At 34.9% G+C, this 18,348-nt stretch carries 33 protein-coding genes; 28 read left to right on the forward strand and 5 right to left on the reverse strand.

The features are described from left to right. From I7822_RS25715 to I7822_RS25740, 6 genes are all read left to right on the forward strand, one after another. Positions 1–332 (forward strand): DnaD domain-containing protein (locus I7822_RS25715; RefSeq protein WP_372442229.1); only part of this gene is annotated, 332 nt, incomplete at its 5' end. A 4-nt stretch (positions 333–336) separates the two neighbouring features. Further along, on the forward strand, positions 337–537 hold the full coding sequence (gene fbpA / locus I7822_RS25720) for a Fur-regulated basic protein FbpA (protein ID WP_207981920.1): 201 nt from the start codon (positions 337–339) through the stop codon (positions 535–537). Then, on the forward strand, positions 534–683 hold the full coding sequence (locus I7822_RS25725) for a DUF6011 domain-containing protein (RefSeq protein WP_207981921.1): 150 nt from the start codon (positions 534–536) through the stop codon (positions 681–683). The genes fbpA and I7822_RS25725 overlap by 4 nt, the downstream gene beginning before the upstream one ends. Beyond that, positions 673–1,113, forward strand: coding sequence for a DUF1064 domain-containing protein (locus tag I7822_RS25730; RefSeq protein ID WP_207981922.1), 441 nt, complete (start codon positions 673–675; stop codon positions 1,111–1,113). Before I7822_RS25725 ends, I7822_RS25730 begins: the two co-directional genes overlap by 11 nt. A 117-nt stretch (positions 1,114–1,230) precedes the next feature. Continuing rightward, positions 1,231–1,683, forward strand: coding sequence for a hypothetical protein (locus tag I7822_RS25735; RefSeq protein WP_207981923.1), 453 nt, complete (start codon positions 1,231–1,233; stop codon positions 1,681–1,683). Between the two features lie 213 nt (positions 1,684–1,896). After that, on the forward strand, positions 1,897–2,061 hold the full coding sequence (locus tag I7822_RS25740) for a hypothetical protein (protein WP_207981924.1): 165 nt from the start codon (positions 1,897–1,899) through the stop codon (positions 2,059–2,061). A gap of 64 nt (positions 2,062–2,125) precedes the next feature. On the opposite strand, the gene I7822_RS25745 is transcribed toward I7822_RS25740, so the two are convergent. After that, the gene (locus I7822_RS25745) at positions 2,126–2,506 is read right to left on the reverse strand and encodes a DUF4183 domain-containing protein (protein ID WP_207981925.1); all 381 of its coding nucleotides are present in this window, start codon (positions 2,504–2,506) and stop codon (positions 2,126–2,128) included. 160 nt (positions 2,507–2,666) lie between these two features. Between I7822_RS25745 and I7822_RS25750 the strand changes: the two genes are divergently transcribed. After that, positions 2,667–3,011 carry a DUF4183 domain-containing protein gene (locus I7822_RS25750; RefSeq protein ID WP_207981926.1) on the forward strand — a complete coding sequence of 115 codons (345 nt, stop codon included), beginning with the start codon at positions 2,667–2,669 and terminating at the stop codon, positions 3,009–3,011. Between the two features lie 359 nt (positions 3,012–3,370). Here I7822_RS25750 and I7822_RS25755 read toward each other — a convergent pair whose 3' ends face one another. From I7822_RS25755 to I7822_RS25765, 3 genes are all read right to left on the reverse strand, one after another. After that, positions 3,371–3,520 (reverse strand): hypothetical protein, encoded by a 150-nt coding sequence (locus I7822_RS25755; protein ID WP_207981927.1) that lies wholly within the window; start codon positions 3,518–3,520, stop codon positions 3,371–3,373. Positions 3,521–3,750: 230 nt separating this feature from the next. Next, the gene (locus tag I7822_RS25760) at positions 3,751–4,239 is read right to left on the reverse strand and encodes a Spo0E family sporulation regulatory protein-aspartic acid phosphatase (RefSeq protein WP_207981928.1); all 489 of its coding nucleotides are present in this window, start codon (positions 4,237–4,239) and stop codon (positions 3,751–3,753) included. Positions 4,240–4,679: 440 nt separating this feature from the next. Further along, positions 4,680–5,132, reverse strand: a complete 453-nt coding sequence (locus I7822_RS25765; RefSeq protein WP_207981929.1) for a hypothetical protein — start codon at positions 5,130–5,132, stop codon at positions 4,680–4,682. A gap of 157 nt (positions 5,133–5,289) precedes the next feature. On the opposite strand from I7822_RS25765, the gene I7822_RS25770 reads away from it, so the two are divergent. The 10 genes from I7822_RS25770 to I7822_RS25815 all read left to right on the forward strand — a co-directional run bounded on the left by I7822_RS25770 (position 5,290) and on the right by I7822_RS25815 (position 12,415). Further along, positions 5,290–5,451 carry a DUF6877 family protein gene (locus I7822_RS25770; protein WP_207981930.1) on the forward strand — a complete coding sequence of 54 codons (162 nt, stop codon included), beginning with the start codon at positions 5,290–5,292 and terminating at the stop codon, positions 5,449–5,451. A 253-nt stretch (positions 5,452–5,704) separates the two neighbouring features. Beyond that, positions 5,705–5,887 (forward strand): DUF3954 domain-containing protein, encoded by a 183-nt coding sequence (locus tag I7822_RS25775; protein ID WP_207981931.1) that lies wholly within the window; start codon positions 5,705–5,707, stop codon positions 5,885–5,887. Positions 5,888–5,932: 45 nt separating this feature from the next. After that, the gene (locus I7822_RS25780; RefSeq protein ID WP_207981932.1) at positions 5,933–6,205 is read left to right on the forward strand and encodes a helix-turn-helix domain-containing protein; all 273 of its coding nucleotides are present in this window, start codon (positions 5,933–5,935) and stop codon (positions 6,203–6,205) included. Positions 6,206–6,307: 102 nt separating this feature from the next. Next, complete coding sequence (locus tag I7822_RS25785) at positions 6,308–6,499, forward strand: hypothetical protein (protein WP_207981992.1); 192 nt, start codon at positions 6,308–6,310, stop codon at positions 6,497–6,499. Next, positions 6,496–6,954: a hypothetical protein gene (locus I7822_RS25790; protein ID WP_207981933.1), complete on the forward strand. Its 459-nt coding sequence runs from the start codon at positions 6,496–6,498 to the stop codon at positions 6,952–6,954. The genes I7822_RS25785 and I7822_RS25790 overlap by 4 nt, the downstream gene beginning before the upstream one ends. A 103-nt stretch (positions 6,955–7,057) precedes the next feature. Further along, entirely contained in the window at positions 7,058–7,519 is a 462-nt protein-coding gene (locus I7822_RS25795) for a DUF3908 family protein (protein WP_207981934.1), read from the forward strand. Positions 7,520–7,829: 310 nt separating this feature from the next. Then, the gene (gene terS, locus I7822_RS25800; protein WP_207981988.1) at positions 7,830–8,585 is read left to right on the forward strand and encodes a phage terminase small subunit; all 756 of its coding nucleotides are present in this window, start codon (positions 7,830–7,832) and stop codon (positions 8,583–8,585) included. After that, entirely contained in the window at positions 8,582–9,841 is a 1,260-nt protein-coding gene (locus I7822_RS25805) for a PBSX family phage terminase large subunit (RefSeq protein ID WP_207981935.1), read from the forward strand. Before terS ends, I7822_RS25805 begins: the two co-directional genes overlap by 4 nt. A gap of 22 nt (positions 9,842–9,863) precedes the next feature. After that, positions 9,864–11,372 carry a phage portal protein gene (locus I7822_RS25810; protein ID WP_207981936.1) on the forward strand — a complete coding sequence of 503 codons (1,509 nt, stop codon included), beginning with the start codon at positions 9,864–9,866 and terminating at the stop codon, positions 11,370–11,372. Then, complete coding sequence (locus tag I7822_RS25815) at positions 11,372–12,415, forward strand: phage minor capsid protein (RefSeq protein ID WP_207981937.1); 1,044 nt, start codon at positions 11,372–11,374, stop codon at positions 12,413–12,415. The genes I7822_RS25810 and I7822_RS25815 overlap by 1 nt, the downstream gene beginning before the upstream one ends. Positions 12,416–12,424: 9 nt before the next feature. On the opposite strand, the gene I7822_RS25820 is transcribed toward I7822_RS25815, so the two are convergent. Further along, positions 12,425–12,760, reverse strand: a complete 336-nt coding sequence (locus tag I7822_RS25820) for a hypothetical protein (RefSeq protein ID WP_207981938.1) — start codon at positions 12,758–12,760, stop codon at positions 12,425–12,427. Positions 12,761–12,936: 176 nt separating this feature from the next. Here I7822_RS25820 and I7822_RS25825 point away from each other — a divergent pair, with 176 nt between their 5' ends. The 11 genes from I7822_RS25825 (at position 12,937) to I7822_RS25875 (ending at position 18,342) form a co-directional block, all read left to right on the forward strand. Further along, entirely contained in the window at positions 12,937–13,662 is a 726-nt protein-coding gene (locus tag I7822_RS25825; RefSeq protein ID WP_243459686.1) for a scaffolding protein, read from the forward strand. 21 nt (positions 13,663–13,683) lie between these two features. Next, entirely contained in the window at positions 13,684–14,055 is a 372-nt protein-coding gene (locus I7822_RS25830; protein ID WP_207981939.1) for a head decoration protein, read from the forward strand. 64 nt (positions 14,056–14,119) lie between these two features. Continuing rightward, on the forward strand, positions 14,120–15,190 hold the full coding sequence (locus tag I7822_RS25835) for a major capsid protein (RefSeq protein WP_207981940.1): 1,071 nt from the start codon (positions 14,120–14,122) through the stop codon (positions 15,188–15,190). Between the two features lie 57 nt (positions 15,191–15,247). Continuing rightward, on the forward strand, positions 15,248–15,502 hold the full coding sequence (locus I7822_RS25840) for a DUF7210 family protein (protein WP_207981941.1): 255 nt from the start codon (positions 15,248–15,250) through the stop codon (positions 15,500–15,502). Positions 15,503–15,512: 10 nt separating this feature from the next. Further along, positions 15,513–15,878: a hypothetical protein gene (locus I7822_RS25845; protein ID WP_207981942.1), complete on the forward strand. Its 366-nt coding sequence runs from the start codon at positions 15,513–15,515 to the stop codon at positions 15,876–15,878. Further along, complete coding sequence (locus tag I7822_RS25850) at positions 15,875–16,192, forward strand: hypothetical protein (RefSeq protein ID WP_207981943.1); 318 nt, start codon at positions 15,875–15,877, stop codon at positions 16,190–16,192. Before I7822_RS25845 ends, I7822_RS25850 begins: the two co-directional genes overlap by 4 nt. Next, positions 16,185–16,628 (forward strand): HK97 gp10 family phage protein, encoded by a 444-nt coding sequence (locus I7822_RS25855; protein WP_207981944.1) that lies wholly within the window; start codon positions 16,185–16,187, stop codon positions 16,626–16,628. The genes I7822_RS25850 and I7822_RS25855 overlap by 8 nt, the downstream gene beginning before the upstream one ends. A 9-nt stretch (positions 16,629–16,637) precedes the next feature. Then, positions 16,638–17,042 carry a minor capsid protein gene (locus I7822_RS25860; protein ID WP_207981945.1) on the forward strand — a complete coding sequence of 135 codons (405 nt, stop codon included), beginning with the start codon at positions 16,638–16,640 and terminating at the stop codon, positions 17,040–17,042. A gap of 17 nt (positions 17,043–17,059) precedes the next feature. Next, the gene (locus I7822_RS25865; protein WP_307847889.1) at positions 17,060–17,593 is read left to right on the forward strand and encodes a hypothetical protein; all 534 of its coding nucleotides are present in this window, start codon (positions 17,060–17,062) and stop codon (positions 17,591–17,593) included. Positions 17,594–17,641: 48 nt separating this feature from the next. Continuing rightward, a complete protein-coding gene (locus I7822_RS25870; protein WP_207981947.1) occupies positions 17,642–18,019 on the forward strand; it encodes a hypothetical protein in 378 nt (125 codons plus the stop codon). Positions 18,020–18,108: 89 nt separating this feature from the next. Beyond that, positions 18,109–18,342 (forward strand): hypothetical protein, encoded by a 234-nt coding sequence (locus tag I7822_RS25875; protein WP_207981948.1) that lies wholly within the window; start codon positions 18,109–18,111, stop codon positions 18,340–18,342. Positions 18,343–18,348 lie beyond the last annotated feature (6 nt).

Genomic DNA, 18,348 nt, shown 5'->3' on the forward strand with positions numbered 1-18,348 from the left:
ACGAACCTCAAAAAGTAATCTTAGAAGCTATAACATTATCAGCTCGTGGTAACGGTAGAACCTGGCGGTTTGTATTTAACAAATTGAATTTTTGGCGTAAACAAGGGGTTAAGAGCGTTTCAGATGCAATTAACCTTGAAAATAAACCAATTGCTAGTCCGCCTAATCGATTTGGTAAAGCAATTCGTACTGAACAACAACCTGAATGGCTTGGTAAAGAAGATCAACAACTTAAACGTGAAGCTACACCAGAAGAGATTGCAGCCTTTGAAGAAGAAAAACGTAAGCTATTCGGCCGTATTAAAGATTATAAAGAACAGAAAAGTGGGTGACCTGATGAATACACAATCAACTAGGCTTTCACAAGCAGTTGAGCAAAGAAAAGATTTTCTGAAAAATGAATTGCTAAAAATGGGGTATTTCAAAACTCCTGATAATAAGCAGATGTACCAATTGAACCTTAGCGACTTGGAGCAGATATATATCAATGTTAAGGCTCAGTTCGATAAAGAATTGTATAAGGGTGAGGATGAATGAACTGTCCAATCTGTAATCGTCCGTTAAAGAGCAAGAAAAGCATTGTGAGAGGTATTGTTCCTGTTTGCGAAAGAAAGCTTGAAAAATTAAAAGACAATGCAGATGAAGATCAATTGAAAATGGAATTGAAGAATAATGCCTGCTAGAAAATATGGGAACAAGATCGTCGTTGTAGATAATCATAAATTCGATAGCAAAGAAGAGGCTAAGTATTATGATCAGCTAAAATGGCTACTACAAGCCAAACAAATTAAATCATTCAAGCTTCAACCAAAATATTTACTGCAGGAAGCATTCAAAAAGAACGGTAAGACTTTCCGAAAGATTGAATATATCGCAGATTTTGAGATTCATAACCTAGATGGCTCGATTGAGGTAGTGGACGTAAATGGAGTAGAGACTGAGGCTTTCAAAATTAAACGTAAGCTGTTTGAAATGAAATACCCTTATAAACTATCTCTGATTACCTACGAGCTTGCATTTGGAGGCTGGATCGATCTAGAAGAGCTAAAGAAATTAAAACGGAAGCCACAAAAGAAAGTGAGGGCGAAAAAGATTGGCAAGCCGAAAACGTAAGCGCAAATGGTATTTACTCTTTCGTTTTGAAAATGGACAAGCCGTTCACCTTTATGAACCTTTACAAAGGCATGATCTTAATAGTCGTTTACGTGCAGGGTGGAGGAAGGTGAGTTAATGCTACAAGGTATTTGTGTAGACACCGAAAACACTGTGGTCTTACAAAAAGGAGAAAGTTACTATCTTTTCCCTAACGGACCGGATCATTATTATGTATCAAGGTTTCCAAATGAAGGTGCTCATACTGGTTGTTTTCAAGTAAAGCATTTTGAGTTGATCGATGAAGAAGAAAAAGCCATGCCTGGCATCGATCGAGACAAGGTGTATTTTGCTCAAATGTATTGTAAAGTTGGCTATCCAAGCTTTGAGCTAAAAGAATATTACATCAAGCCAAGAAAGACTCATTGTAACTTGTATGAAGATCAGGCATTAACACGATTTAAAGGCTGCTTTCCCCTTGAATGGTTCACTGATTTTGAGGAAATTGTTACTGAAACCAATGAAAACGATCATATTGTCGAGGGAATTGAATTTAGAAGTGCTGAAAACGGACAGCTGCTGCTGTTTTAGGAGGAATCAATGATGGATCCAATACTTACTGTTATCGCTATTGTCACTTTGATTGGTTTGGTTCTTACATTCGAACATGATTGGCGTAACCGATTTAAGTGGAGGTAAGAGCATGAAGAAGGTTAAACACTGGTTTCAATGTAGATTTTACAAGAAACATAGATACAACATCTACACTCATAAATGCATCGTTTATAGCAAGGCGGTTAGGAAATGAACGATAAATTGCAAGAAATAATCACGATTCTAGATTTATATTCCTACCACCACGAATCGGAGTACTTAAAGAAAACATTCGAAGAGCTTTTGGAATATAAAAAAGCCTATTATTCGTTGAAAAAAGCTGGTGTTGATCTGCCATATGTAAAGTCGATCTAGAAAGAAAAAGCGACATAAAACATATATGTAAAAACCCCTGAATCCAGATTCAGAGGCTCTGGTATTAAGTGACAATTGTAGTGTTTGATGTTGGTGCAAAGTTTGTAACAACTAGAACCACTGGAGAATTTTGTTCTATTGTTGAACCAGCAGGAACTGTAATTACTAGCTGCCCGACTCCTGTACCACCAGAGGTATAGGCTGATACATCATCCATCTGTAATACGCCATTAACATAAACATTAAAGTAGCTATTATCAGTAGCTAAAGCTGGTAATGTAGTTGCAGCAGCTCCAGTATCAGTAAAGAAGTCTTCAACAGCAATTGTTAAAGTTCCTGGACCTGTAACTGTTGAAGCTGCTTCATTAAAGAATCTTTCAACAGTTGGAACTGTGTCGACAGTAGAACTAGCAGTAATAGCAAGTTTCATAATTTGAAGTGCCAATTAAATTTCACCACCTTTATTGATCGCCTTATATAGATTATGTAAAATAACAACTTGTTGATTAGACCAAAAGAATATAAATCAAATTATTTATGCACAATTTTAAAGTCAAATTTATAAAATGTAAGGATATGCAATTAATTAACGAGGTGAATGGTAAATGAAAAATAAAGAAACAAACTTATTGACGCCAAGGCCATTAATAAATATCCCTACATTACCCTCAATAATAATGCATAACCGTTCGCCTAAAAAAGTAAAGGTTTTCGAATTTTATACAATATCAAATGGATTTAGCAGAATTTATAAAGAAAACGACGGAGTAAAAGAAATTGGAAAACAAATAATCCTTGACCCTAAAAAGGTATCATACATGAACCTTTTTATAAACGGAGTATTGCAACCTAAAGAAAGCTATGAAGTGGGGAGAGGAGTAATAAAGTTAAAAACAGTGGACGTACCAATAAAAGGAGCACCAGTTATACTGCAAATGTTTATAGTATAATTTTGGACACTTCTTATTCGGCGAAAGTGGACAAGTTAAAGTGGACAAGTTATAAAAAATTTATTGCGCAATTCGCTAAATTTGAGTAATTAAAAAAACTGTTATCATTCGATAACAGTCACAAGATGGATCAGTGATATGCTATTATTTTTTACAAGTTAATGATATTCAATTATTGCATATTTAAGACCAAAAAAGAGATTTTCGATTTTATTAAGTCTGTCTCAACATAAATTGCGACGTAACGAGGATGGTTTATTTTAATAAACACTAGATAAACAGTTAAAAAAAGCCAGCCAGGAGCTATAAACTCCCAACCATTTCTATTATAGCATTTTAAAGTAATTATTTTACTAACACTATACAGTTTGCTGCTCTAATATGGAGTTTAAAAAGTAAATTTCTTTTCTTATTTGATCTTTTATAGATTGATCATTACATCGGCTTAGATCATCAACTAACCGATTAATTTCCCTTGTAAAAAGGAAAAATTCAATTGAATCAAGCATATTTGTCCTCCAATTAGTTTTGAATTTGTGAAGTTCTTGGAGTATGACTTTTAATTTATTTGTAAGATAAGAAATATATATTTAATTTTAATGTAATTATTTCTAGATTAACATCAAAAACATTAATGCACAATTCGCACAAATAGTGACTTTTGATAGAAAGTGCGTTCAGGAACAAACTGTAGTAAAAATCAAAAAACGGGAAGATAAGAGACTCCCGTTTAGCGATATTATATAGCAATAAAATTCCCACAATTAATTTCTTTTAATGCATTAGGGATTCCCATAAGATTTAATACTTCAAATGAAGTTTTGGTTGTGCAGATTTTTTCTATTGAAATGTTTCTATCTCTAACTTCAAGTATTAATAAAATCAATGAGTGAATACCAGACGTATCAAAGAAATTAAGTTTACCCAGATCAATATTTAATTCTTGGACGCTTTTCCATTTATGCTTATTAGTTTCTATATATGACGATAACACTTCTGATGTAACCATATCTAAATCGCCTTCGATTTGAAGAGTTAGAGTGTAACCTTCTAGACTTCCATGGATATTCAACTTAGAAATTTTTCGATTCTGATAATGGTTAATAAAGTGATCAAGTTGTTTACTACAATGTATAGTTTCTTCTGAGGTCAAAGGAGTGCTTAAGGTAGCAAATTTGTTTAATTCTTTTCTTTTTTTTTCATAAGCATTTGAAACTGAAAAAAACATTTTTATTCTATCTCCAATTCAGTTAATAAATTTAGGAAGTAGTTGTAAACACGGTTGAATTTAGCTCTGCCCCTACAAGATATTAACTAAGTCTAAGGTATTAGGCAATATTTATTAGATATGTTAGAAAATTGAATGTTTTCAGTGCTATTTTAGAAAAACAATTATTTGATGCAAGGGAAATAGGATAGTTATATTCTGGGTAATGTTATAAAAAAATATTAGTTTAAAGTTATTTAGTTATAACTATATGAATAAGTCTAATTGCTATTTAAAATCACTTGTATTGTAGAAATTCGCAGAAAAAACGGCACAAGGTCATGGAAGTGAAAACCAAGGTGAAGTTGGAATCTTGACCCTGTACCTTAAAAGTTAAAGTGTCCATTTCGCGGGCTTCGCCAAAATTCAGAGCCATAATGAGTAAATAAATTATTCGAAATTTAATGTCCAGTATTTTTATTTCGAGCAAAATAAAAGTGCCAACGAGTAATTAGACAAGTAATTAAGAAATAGATAGGAGTCCACCAAAGCTTCCAGCCCTTATACACAACGTACCCAAAATAGCTGGATAAAAGTTCATATAATGATGAAAAGATCACCCAAAACAATAGATAATAGATAAAACTTTTTTTGTTTTTTGGCATGAAGTTTAAATATAGAATGCCAAATGTAGCTGGCAAGGTCATCTGTACAAATAAATCATATGTTTGAGGTCCAGGGTCAATTAAATCGTATAAATCAAATACATCGCCAAAAAATAGATCAGCTGCAAGTACATTGAGTGTAACAAACATCCATGTTATATAAATATCTTGTCGTGTTAGTTTAATGGGTACTAACAGAATTATTAGTATGTTAATAACTAATGAAGAAATAGTAAAAATGTAGACCAATGTAAGTCTCCTAGTTATGGAATAAATGATAACTGATTTCGTTATGTACAAAATCTAAGAAATTAAATTTATTTTTGGAAAAACATAACGAATTTATACATTAATTAAAAATTGTTTAATGCACAATTCACATAAAAATGGAAGGAGCCCAGATAAATTGAGTTATTTAGAAGAATTAAATAACATTGCACATCAACTTCCATTAGAAGTTCTTAAAGATGTTGATAAACGCATTGGTGATTGGCTTGCGAGTGGAGGTAATGAACACGATCCTTATATCGAGCAACAGTTACGATTTGCCAAGAGATTTATCACGTGAAAACAGAAGGAGGTAATAACCTATGCCACATGCTTTAGAATGGCGGTTAGTAAGAGCCTTTAAGAATGGTGATAAAGAGGAAATTCAAAGATTGAACAAAATATGGTTTAAACAAAATAAAAGCCAGGCGGCAACCTGACTTTCATAGAATGCTAATCTTATTCGATTCGATTCGATTCGATATTAGTATATACGATAAAAAAATCAAAAAGATTCATAAAAGCAAATAATATTTTACCATTGGGGTGTTTGGATGAAAACAAACATTAATAAAATGACTGTTGAAATTGACCTTATGAAAAATGCAACGTACATCGTAAAAGATGGAGAAATTAAAGTAGTCCCTACACCTGCAGCTGGATACGGAAAGCAAATTATTAATTGGCAAGGTGGTAAGCCATGTCACGGTAAATTAGAGACAGACATTAAATTTTGAAATAAAATATGAATAACTATATAAAAAAACTCTGTAGGTGAAATTATGCACAATTTTGCTAATCGCTTAAAAGAATTAAGAGAAAAAAATCGTTTAACACAAAGTGCATTAGCGTCACTTTTAGAATTTGATCAATCAACCATTTCTTACAATGAATTAGGGAAAAAAGAACCTAGTATCGAAAGTTTAATTAAATTATCTGATTTTTTTTGTGTTAGTTTAGATTATTTAGTTGGGAGAACAGACTTGGATGTACAGTTTAAAAGGTTTGTATTAGAAGAACTAAATCAATTGATTAAAAAAATTGATGAAAATTAAATAAGCTTATCGGAAAAACCGAGGGCACATTTCATTCATTGCGATTAATTCGTAGTGGTGATTTGTACCCTCTTTTTATTTTATTCAGGAGGGGACAAGCTTATGCAGAAATCATTTCAGGAACAGTTGAAAGAGTGGAAGAAGGACCATATGGAAGTGAAAGAGCAACGTAAACAAACTAAGAAAAAACCACCTGCTAAGAATCAGGAAAAGCTTTCTGAAAGTGATTTGCGGTTTTTGATGGGTTCAAGCATGCAAACTTTAAGACGCGGTAAAGGTGGGGCTTATAAATGACAGAGCAAATGATTAAATGGCAAGTAGAGGAATGGATCAGAGATTATAATTTTATGCTTAGAGAAATAGCGCGTTTGGATAGGTTATTAAACTCTGCAAGTCGAGGGGAAAAACTTACAGCGACCTATGGCATTGAATCAGCAATGCCTAAGGGTAACGGTGGAATTAGTCAGGCTGAGTTAAGACAGATGGATATTAGAGAGAGACGATTGTATAAATACGAAATGGTTATTCATTACTTAGAAGATACCTTAGACTCGTTTAAATATGATAAGCACAGGATCTTATACGATTGCATGATCGAAGGAATGAGTTACAGAGCGATAGCAGCACACTTAGCTATGTCTCGTGACACCATAAGAAAAATGCGTGATGAAATAATTGATATAGTAGTCCAAAAAGTCCAAAAAGACCAGTTTCTGCAAAAGTTGAAATCTGTAAAAGTTGCGGTGTAAGATGGGAGGGAGGTCGGCGCGGATTAGTTACACGGCCGATGATCTAGCTTCGTTCAATAACCTTCGGTTTTATTTTATTCAACAAAGAGGAAAATATCCCCTTTTGTCGAAATTAGTAGACGGAAAGGGAGTGTTAATTGTGGATATGGATTTTAAAACATTTTGTAATCACTATCGTGACTTGAAAGTTAATCAAAAACCAATCGAAAACTTAATTGAAGATACTTTACCAATCATTAGTGATCTTTCGTTCTCAAATGATCATGAAGTATTTTATCCAGAGGGAATTTTTACAGATGAAAAACTTAATTTACTTTTCTTTACTAATTCTCACATTAACAGAGTTACTATTCTTGATGACAGTTTAGAAGTTCAAACATGGGCTTATAACGAGGTAAGAAGTGTAAAATTAATTGTTCCTGATCGCTTCTATCTTAGATTGGAAATCACTTTAAAAGATGGACAACAAATTAGTCTAGATAGCGAGAAGGATACAAATAACACTTGGTCGAGTAAATTAAAAGAAAAAATTAAAACTATATATGAACTATATATGAAGTCTTGAAAAAGGCTTAAACCAAAGCATCCTTAGTGGGTGCTTTTTTTATGTGGTAAATAGCTGATTTATATTAAGTTTACTTGTATAAAGCGTTTTTTTATATAGTCGCTTAAAAACTAGCAGCAACTTAATGACAAAATATATAGTTATTACAGGTTTAATTGAGATTAAAGACTCAATATCAAAATCAGCAAAAATGTTTATAGTCATGAAACAACACCTCATATATTTATTAATTGTTTATATTTTCTCTTATCCAGTTAATTTTATACTTTCAAAACATAAACGAAATCCGGAGGTGGCAGGTGAATGTGATATGCCGAATTGGGATGAAATAAGAAAAGAATTCGAAACATCGAAAATTACACTTGCTGCATTAGCTGAGAAACATGATATTAAATTAGGCACGTTAAAGAGCCGGAAAAGTCGTGAAGGATGGTCAAGAGATCCCACTAAAAAGGATGCAACCAAAATAGAAAAGGTTGCAACCCTACCAAAAGAGGATGCAACTAGAAAGAGAAGTGGCAATCCTAATCCTCAGAATCAATTTACAAAACGGAACAAGGCAGCTGAAAAGCATGGTTTCTTTTCTAAGTTCATTCCATCTGAAACATTAGAGATCATGGAAGCTATGCAAGAGAGAACAGCAGCTGATTTAATTTATGATCAGATACAGATTCAATATGCTGCTATCATTCGAGCGCAACAGATTATGTTTGTTACTGGTAAAGATGAACTGGTTAAAGAGCTTAAGAAATCTAAGTATGATGTTGTCCCTGATCCAGATAAAAAAGGTCAGTGGAAACAAATTCCCACAGAAGAGGAATTTGAAATACAGTTTGCTTGGGATCGTCATGCTACTTTCTTAAATGCACAATCTAGAGCTATGAGTGAGCTTAGGAGCTTAATAAAACAATTTGATGAACTTGCGCACATTGAAGACGAAAGACGACTTAAGTTGGAGCAAATGAACCTTAATATTGAGAAGGCTAAGAAAGAAGTGCAATCACTGAGTAATGGTCAAGGCAAAGAAACTCTCCGAATAGAAATTGATTATGGTGATGATTCATGACCGTTGTAAAAGTTCAGTTCAACAGGCACTTTAAAGAAGTGAATCAAACTAAGCGTCGTTACCGTGCCTTACGAGGAAGCGCTGGTTCTGGGAAATCTGTAAACATTGCTCAAGGTTTCATCTTAAAACTTAGTGATCCAAAATATAGTGGCGCTAATATGTTGTGTGTCCGAAAAGTAAATGAAACGAATAGAAATAGCACTTACGCTGAATTAACTGGAGCAATTAACCGAATATACGGAGAACGAGCAGAAGAATTTTGGGAAATGCGTCAATCTCCTTTATCCCTGAAAAGCCGCGTTACAGGTAACGAGGTTATTTTTCGTGGTGTAAATGATGCTCGAGATAGAGAGAAACTAAAATCAATCAACTTCGCGAATGGTAAATTGGTTTGGATATGGGTGGAGGAAGCTACAGAGTTACAAGAATCGGATATTGATATACTCGATGACCGTTTACGGGGAATTCTTCTTAATCCAAATCTTTACTACCAAATCACTTTTACATTCAACCCGGTATCTGCAACACATTGGATTAAAAGAAAGTATTTCGATATCGTAAACCCTGATGTTCTTACACATCATTCAACGTACTTACAAAATCGTTTTATTGATGATGCTTATCACCGTAGGATGATGTTGAGGAAAGAACAGGATCCAGAAGGCTATGAAATTTACGGCCTTGGTAATTGGGGAGAAACTGGAGGACTTATTCTTAAGAACTTCATTGTTCAAGAGTTTGATACTGACTTTTCAATGTTTGATACTATGCATCATTCACAGGATTTTGGATTTAATCATGCAAACGCCATTCTTACAGTAGGTGTGAGGGATGGTAATTTTTATATCTGTGATGAAATATATGTTCACGAAAAAGATACTAGTGAGATTATTGAAATGGCTGATAGATACGGATTAGATAAATATCTAAGAATGTATTGTGATTCTGCTGAACCTGACCGTATTCAAATGTGGCAGAATGCTGGCTATAATGCGTCTGCAGTTGTCAAAGAACCTGGCAGTGTTCAAGCGCAAATTGATTACCTGAAACAGAGAAAAATATACATCCATCCATCCTGTGTAAATACAGCGAAAGAAATCCAGCAATGGTCATGGAAAAAGGATAAGAAAACTGGATTGTATCTAGATGAACCGGTAGAAGTGTTTGATGATGCCATGGCTGCTCTTAGATATTCAGCTGAACCATTAAGACGTCCTGAGTTGAATTATAGTAACGAACGTCCATCTGGATGGTAAGTAGATAGAGTGAGGTGATATCATGACAATCGTTTATTTAAAAGAGAAATTCCCACCACCACCATTTGACGTTGAAGTAGAGCAAATGCAGTACTTTCGTGATCTTTATGAAGGAAACCATGAGAATATTTTCCCTCGAGCTCAAGAGTTAGCTAAGCAAGGGCAGATAACTAAAAGCGATTTGCGAAAATCTAGACGCAAGTATTACAAATATAATGCAGATAAATTAGCTCAAAAACATGCAGTTCATCATTACGTCATTATCAATTTTGCTTCTGTAATTGCAGAACTACCAGCTGATTTAATTAATCGTTCATTGGGAAATGTATCTGCAGATACTGAGAATGACAAGGAACTGCTTACATTTGTCCAAAATGTCTCTTATAAATCTAAACTTAATCAAAAAATATGGTCGGCTGTTGTTCAACATCAAGTAGACGGTGGTGTAGCTTATCGTATTAGGCGTGATGTTAAAGGTACCTGGTTTGAATGGAAGCCAGCTGATCTTTACTTTGAACATGAAGATGGACCTGGAGCAGATATTGCATGGATTGAAATCCGAGGAAAAGAAAATTATTTACGAGTTGAGCGCCAACGGATAGAAGATAATCAATTATCTATTCAACAATTAGTTTTTTCAATGTCAGAGGATTCAATAAAAGAAGAAATTGATATCAAGGATTACGCTGTACAGTTTAACCTTGCTATTCCAGATAATCAGACCTTTGAAAGTATTGGTGAGCTGATGTGTGGTTTTGTTCCTAACGACGAGACGTTATTAATCCCCCGTGGCCGTTCGGGCCTTCGTAATATCGACGTGATTCAGGAAGAAATAAACTGGACCATTACACGTGATTCGATTGTATTTGAGATGCATGGAAAACCAAAATTAGCTATCCCTAGAGCACTTTGGGATAATGTGGCCAACAAGAATCAAAAGTATTATGGTGAACGCTTTGTTCGTAATGCTGATCTTGAGGTTGTTAGTTATGACGAGAAAAACGGTGCTGTACCAATGTACATTACGTGGGACGCCAAGACAGAACAGTCATTTAACCACGTTAAGAGTTTAATAGATAGAATGTTAGCAATTTCTAAAACTTCCTTACAAGCAGCTGGTATGGATAATGATACTGGTGGGCGTTCAGCAATTGCTATTTTATATGAGTGGATTCAATCAGTTATCAAGTCTGAAGCCATTAGGGATAAGTTTGATATAGCAATTAAAGATGCATTACGAAAGTGCATCATACTTGAAAATGCTTTAGGTGGTACTAATTATTCAGCTTCTGACCCAGTAATTGAGTGGCAAGATATGTTACCAAAAGCAGAAAGTGAAGTTGCTGATGAAGAAATTAAGAAGTATTCAGAAGGCGTGCAGTCACTTGAAACCACTGTTCGTAATCTTCACCCTTCATGGTCTGAGAAAGCAATAGCAGCTGAGGTTGAAAAGATTCAAGAGGAGCAAGCAACTGACAGCTTTTCTCCAACATTTACTCAACCACCTAAAGCTAATGTCGGTGAGTCATAATGACAAAGACAGAGAAACTTATTCAGATGTATACCAAAGCTAATGAGGATCTCTTATCGCAAATTCGCCAGTTAGAAAATGGTATTGCTAAACGTCGCGTACAGCAAATCTTATACCATGTACAGGAAATTTTAATGAAGCTTCAAGAAGAAAGTTCTAGTCTTTCTAATGAAATTGTAACTGAATCATATGAAGAGGGTTCAAACGAAGTTATTAATCAACTAATTGAACAAGGAATTACAGAGGTTGAATCTTCTTTGAAATCAGCAATACATGAACATGCAGTCCAAGAGATTGTTAACGAGACTTTTTACCGTATTCTTGAAGCGACTGATTACATGTCAACAGATGTTAAAGAGCGCATTGAGGAAGTTGTACAGATAGCAAATGAGAAGTCATTGTTGCAGGGTATATCACGTAGACAGGCAACTAAAGATGCTATAGCTGACCTAGCTAAACAAGGGATAACCGGAATGGTTTACAAAAACGGTGCTGTTATGCCTGCTGAAGCTTATATGGCTAACGTAATTCAGTATAATCAACGAAAAGCACATGTAGATGGTTCAATTAATCGGATGATTGAGAACGATCAAGATCTTGTTTATGTGAATTTAGTGGGGATCACCTGTGAAATGTGTGCTAAGTATCAAGGTAGAGTTTACAGTATTAGTGGCAAAGACAAACGATTCCCAGCACTTACTGTAAGACCTCCTTACCATGGGCATTGTGTTCACAGTACTTCTGCTTGGGTAGAAGAATATCAGGATGAAGAAGATATTGAGGATGCCTTAAAGGATTCTAATCGAACTTTCACCGACAATCGAACAGAAAAGAACATTCAGAAGTATGAAGAAATTCAGCGTGATAAATCGAAGAGGAATGAGACTCGTAAACAGTGGATTCGTTATAAGGCTAGAATGCCCCATTTACCCGATTTAAGGACCTTTGCTAGTCATAAGGCTAGGAAAACTAAAAAGTACCGAGAATGGCTTGTTGACTTCCGTATAATAGGTGGAGAGGTAAAGAAAAGAGGATCCGTATAAGGATACTCTTCAATAATCGGCTGGTATATGATAAAAATCCAAAATATATTTTTCTTTGTTATTTCTCAGGTAAGCATTATATTTCCCCTTATCTGAAAGCTTACGTAAGCATCTCTGCATATCAATACTTGAGGTAGGCCTCGATACAATTGCATCAAATGCGATTTCTTTAAAGTCAGATATGTCGATCTGAATTTCGTGATTCTGATCAGTGAAAATTAAAAGTGAATTTTCACTGATATCGTACAAATCAACTGCGACATTTTTTAGTGTTACAGAATTAGTGCCAATGTTACATCTTTTTTGTGTGTTTTTTAAGTGTTCCAATAAAGTTACTATAGGCAATATTCATCTCTCCTTTAATTTTTAATAATATATATGCCAAGCTTTGAGGTGTAATGATTAACAATTAACCTATAGCACTCAATTTTGAGTGTTATAGGTTGTCTTTTTACTCATTGTAGACACGATAAAGAACAAGAGGAACTAGCCAACTAAGGCTTAAAACTAGGAGGTTAATTATGAAGTATTTAAAAGCTTTATTTATGTTTATATGGTTACTCTTTACCAAGGAAAAAGAGGTTAAACAAACACCGACCTTATTACCTTTAAATCTACAATTCTTCTCAGAAGGTGGAGACGGAGGAGAAGGTGGTGAAGGTGCTGGATCAGGTGAAGATGAACCATTTGCTACATTTAAATCTAAAGAAGATCTAAACAAACGCCTTGGTCGTGCGGAAAAGAAAGGTCAAAAAGAACTAGCGACACAGCTAGGTTATGATTCTGTTGAGGAAATGCTTGCTTCCCTAAATCCAGATAATGATAAGGATAAAGACAAAAAGGAAAAAGATAAGGACAAGAAAGATGATCCTATCGATGTTGATGCTTTACTAGAATCAAAATTGAGAGAAGAACGTGATAAGACGTTTAAAAGATTAGTAAATTCCGAGGTTAAGTTACTTGCGAATGAACTCGGGTTCGCTGATTGGGAAGATGCTTTAGCTCTCTCTGATCTAACAGAAGTAAAAGAGGATGATAAAGGTAATATTGTTGGCGTAAAAGAGGCTCTTGAAGCATTAGCAAAGAAAAAACCTCACCTTTTGAAACAAACTACAAATGGGGCTTTTGGTGTTACTGTACCTAATAATGGCGGTGCTGGAGGTTCTCAAAAGGATCTTGAAGATATTAAAAAACTTGCTGCTAGTCGTGGTAGTAAACAAACGTCCGCGAATAATCCGTGGGCATAATTTTAAAAGGAGGAATAATTTATGCGTTTACAAACAATTACAAAGTTTGAAACACAAGACGAATATGAAATCTTAGCAAGCTATGAAGTAATTCGTGAAGTAGTTAATGGAATTACTATAGATTCATCTGCAGTTACTGCAGCAGATGGCAAAAAGATTGTAAAAAAAGGACAGCCAATGTCAAAAATGGCAAGTGGAAAGTATGTTCCTTATAATGCTACAGGTGCTGATGGAAGTGAAAATCCTTCAGTGATTCTTAAGCATACTTACGATGTAACTGATGGAGATCACATTGCTGGGGGTTATGAAATGGCAAAAGTTATTACAGAACGTATTCCAGTAACTGTAGATGCAACGTTAAAAGGTAAAATGCCTAATATCACATTTGCTTAAACCATTTTGTTTAATTCAGCAGGATGGTTTTTTATTTTAACTCAAAATTGAAAGGATGATCTAAATGCCTCCAGAATTAGTGTCTTTAGAACAAGCATTATCGGGTCAAGAATTAATTGTTTATTCACGTAATCTAGCAACACCTACTAACTACTTACATGATCTACTATTTCCAGCACGTGAAACATCTGAATTAACTGTTGATGTTGTTCGTGAAGGTTCTCGACTTCCTGTAATGGCGCAAATTGCTGAACTAGGAACACAAGTTGAGTATGGCAGCCGTGAAAGTATGACAGGTAAACGTATTGAAATACCTAAAATTCAACGTGGTCGAGCAATGGAAGAGAAATTAGTTCGTTTATTACTTCAAGGAAACCTAAGAAGTAATGAATTTGCTGAACTTCGACGCACTCAATTAAATGACGCAGATTATGCAGTTGATGCCATTAAAGCTCGTAAAGAATGGATTGCAATGCAGTCCATTTCTACAGGAGGCATCACCTATTCCGAGGGTGGTGTTCAGATTTCTGTAGATTTTGGTTACACAAATGACCAGAAGCCTGTTCTTTCTGGAACGGACCTTTGGAGCGATACAGCAAACTCTAATCCAATTGAAGATATTCAAGGTTGGGTAAATACAATGGGCGATAAAGGTATTACCTTACCTCGTGCATTAGCATCTCGTCAGGTTATTAATTACTTGTTGCAGAATAAAAATGTACGTATTGCTTATCACGGTGATCCATCAGGCTCAGCTAACCCACCTCAGTTAACAAAGGCCCAGTTGGATAGCTTATTCGAATCATTGGGTTTACCTAAAATTGTGGCATATGATACTCAAGCTCGTGTAGAGAATCGTGCATTAGTAGTTGGAAAGGTTTCATTCTCAAACGTTCGTATGGCTCCTCAAAATCGTTTTGTTATGCTTCCAGAAGGTCCATTGGGTCATTACTTATGGGCTGAATCTACTGAAGAAATGTTGGCGGATATTCAAGTTGAGAAAACGGATAGCAATGGAATTTATGTTTTCCGTAAAGTAAATGAGCATCCGATTCGTGTTGAAACAATTGGTGTAAATTTAGCCTTCCCTAGCTTCGGTTATAACGATTCAGTTGTATCTGCTACAGTAATTTAATTGTATGGGTGTCAGTTTTACTGATGCCCTTTAGATTTTTATGAAAGGGTGAAAGTTATGGATTTAGTGGCACTTGGTAATGTGAAACACAATGGCAAATGGTTTAATTCAGGAGATTCAATGAAAAAGGTAAAGAAAGAAGATGGAGAGCGTCTGGTCGATATGGGTGTAGCTAAAATTGATGAAGTATCTGAAAAGCTAAAGGTTGAAGAGGAAGCAGCTAAAAAGAAAGCTGAGGAACAAGCCAAAAAAGACGCAGAAGCAAAGGCGAAAGCCGATGCTGTAGCAAATAGTGAAAATGAGAAGAAGTAGGTGGCGATAAATGCCTACAATTGAAACCATTGACTTATGGATACAATCAAATGTTCTTGATACAAAAGCCTGGGATGAATCGACAAAGCAAAGTATTGCAGTTACACAGGCTTCACGTAATATTAATCGTTGGTATCCTGATATTGAATTAACAGATGAAATTGTTTCCTATCAAGTAATATGGGAACTTCAAGCTCTTGACCCTGTCTTAAAATATCAGAAGCAAGGATTAAAGCATATCAGCGAATCTGGGGAACGTATTGAATACAATATCAGGGATGTTGTGGCTCCTGAAGTACGAGAGATTTTAGGTTCACCTCTATTCGAACAGGATGAGGAAGTAGCATTTGTACTTGAAGGTGGTACTTTACTATGAGCCTCTTTGGGTACCCTGCGGACATCGTTCACAATGTAGCTATTCTCGATACTTGGAATCGTATTACTGGTTACAATCCTGTCGCGAAGAAAGCTAAAGTGGTTGAGGAACAAAAGCTAATTCGTAATGCTGAGGGTGAAGAGGTTCATTCAATTGCAGAAGTCCATCTCGAAGGAAGTCATTCCATTAGTACTAACGATTACTTTTTGTATACAAATGTACTAGGTCAGGAAGTAAGATACACTGTCCGTCACATAGAAATAAAAAAAACGATGGGTACTGATGATGTAAAGAAAGTGATTATCTATGGCTAATCGTGAGGTTTTTTCCGTTGAAGGTATCGGAGCAATGATATCTGAATTAGACAAGATTGAACGAGAAGTAGATCAAAAAATTGATAGAGTTTTAATCAAATTAGCTCAAAAGGTAATAACCGATGCAAAAAAACTCGCGCCCTTAGATTCAGGAGATTTAGAGGCAGCCTTAATTGTTGGTGAAGTGCGAAATATGTTAAAAAGCAAATTCATTGACTTTGGTACTAGTCCTGAAGTAGATGACTATGCAATGGTTCAGCATGAAGGATTCAGAAAAACAAAGACCGGTAAAGTAGTTTATATGTCCCCTGGTCCTAAAACTGATAGTAAAGGTGCGTATAAAGGCTATATGCCTGGTAAGAAATATTTAGAAAATGCCATAAAAATAAATGAGAAGTTGATCATTGAAGAACTGACAGCTGCTCTTAGATTTTAGGTGATCGAAATGCGTGGAAAAGAATTAATAGATTACCTGACAACTGAAGGATTCAATGTTTATCCTGATGCCAATTTCATGCCTGATGTAGAAGAGAGCCAATTGCCGGCTCTTTTTGTTTTTGGTACTGGTGGAAGTGAATCAGATTCTGATTTACCTATTGAGTATCCGACATTCCAGATCATTATTAAGGGTAAAAGTTACAAAAATGATATACAGCAGATGGATCTTACTGAAAAACTTACAAAGGATTTAATCAAACTTCTTGATGATCGAGGTCATTACACTGTAGGAAGTAATTTTATTTATCTTAGTAAATCTATGCAGAGTAATCCCATCCCTATCGGATTAGATATACACGACAGACCTACATTTTCAACGAATTTTAGATTTAAATTACAACCAAACATTTAATAGAAAGGATGATACGCATGCCAGTAATCGATGTTCCTATCGGACCTGCTAAAGTTGAATATGGAGAATCATCACCTACAATATTTGATATCACAAAAGGTGGTATTCAATTTCAGGTAAATACAACGAAGCAAGATGTAACTGTAGATCAATTTGGGGATACACCAGTTAAATCAATCATAAAAGGTCGTACATGCCAAGCTATAGTTCCATTTGCGCTTAAAGATTTAAAAAAACTAAGTTCAGTTACTCCTAATAGCAAGTATGGTGAGGATGTTACAAATCCAGAGGCAGTTAAGAAACGTTTAGATGTATATGCTCAGGCAGGATACGACTTACTTAAAGAAGCAAAAAAAATGGTGATTAAACCTACTTCACCTGGAACAACTGCAAATGATTATATTACAATTCCAACTGCAGGAGCAATGGCCGATGTTCAGTGGACGTTTAATACAGAAAATGAACGTGTATGTAATATTACATTTGTCGGATATCCAGATGATACAGGTTTATTGTATTTCTTAGGTGATGAGTCAGTTGTAATTGCATAACTACATTGGGGAGGGCTTAATGCTCTCTTTTTTATTGGAGGTTTTTACATGATTAAGAAGTTAAAAGAATCATTACTTGGTGAAAACACTATGTATCTAGGCGAGAAGAGAGTTGAAATTAAAAAACTTACTCCTAATCTTTGGAGGCAACTCTTTGAAACTATTGATAAATTGCCTGGTCTTATTGTGCAAGTTTTACTTGCTCCGAAAGAAGAATTTTATTCTTATATGGTTTCGGTTTGTCAGATAGCTATGGATGAATTTATAGAAATTGTCTCTTTGTTAACTGGACTGGAAAAGGAATACATTGATGACAAAGTTGGCTTAGACGAAATTATTACTTTTTTGATTCGAATAATTAAAAGGAACAACCTAGGTGAAGTAGCAAAAAACCTCAAAAGCCTTCTATCCAAAAAAGATCGGTAGAGGGCGATTTTATTTCTTCAGAAGATTTTTTAATCCAAGCCTCATTAATATTGGATGTATCTCAAGTAACGATTGAAAATGAGTTTTACATGACGGATATTCCTAAGCTACTTGAAGCTAAGGCAAAAGAACGTAATGAAAAGATATTTAAACAAATAATGGTCTTGTTAGCCACAAATAACCGTTCCTTAAATGAAGAGAAATACGAAGAGTTCATGAAAAATATTACTAAGCAATTGGATATTAATCCAGTTGATCAATTTGATCGAGAAAAATTTGAACACCTTAGATTCTTAACAAATTCTGGTGCTAACAAGTTATAGGAGGGA

It is taken from the genome of Metabacillus bambusae (assembly GCF_017497975.1).
GTDB lineage: Bacteria > Bacillota > Bacilli > Bacillales > Bacillaceae > Metabacillus > Metabacillus bambusae.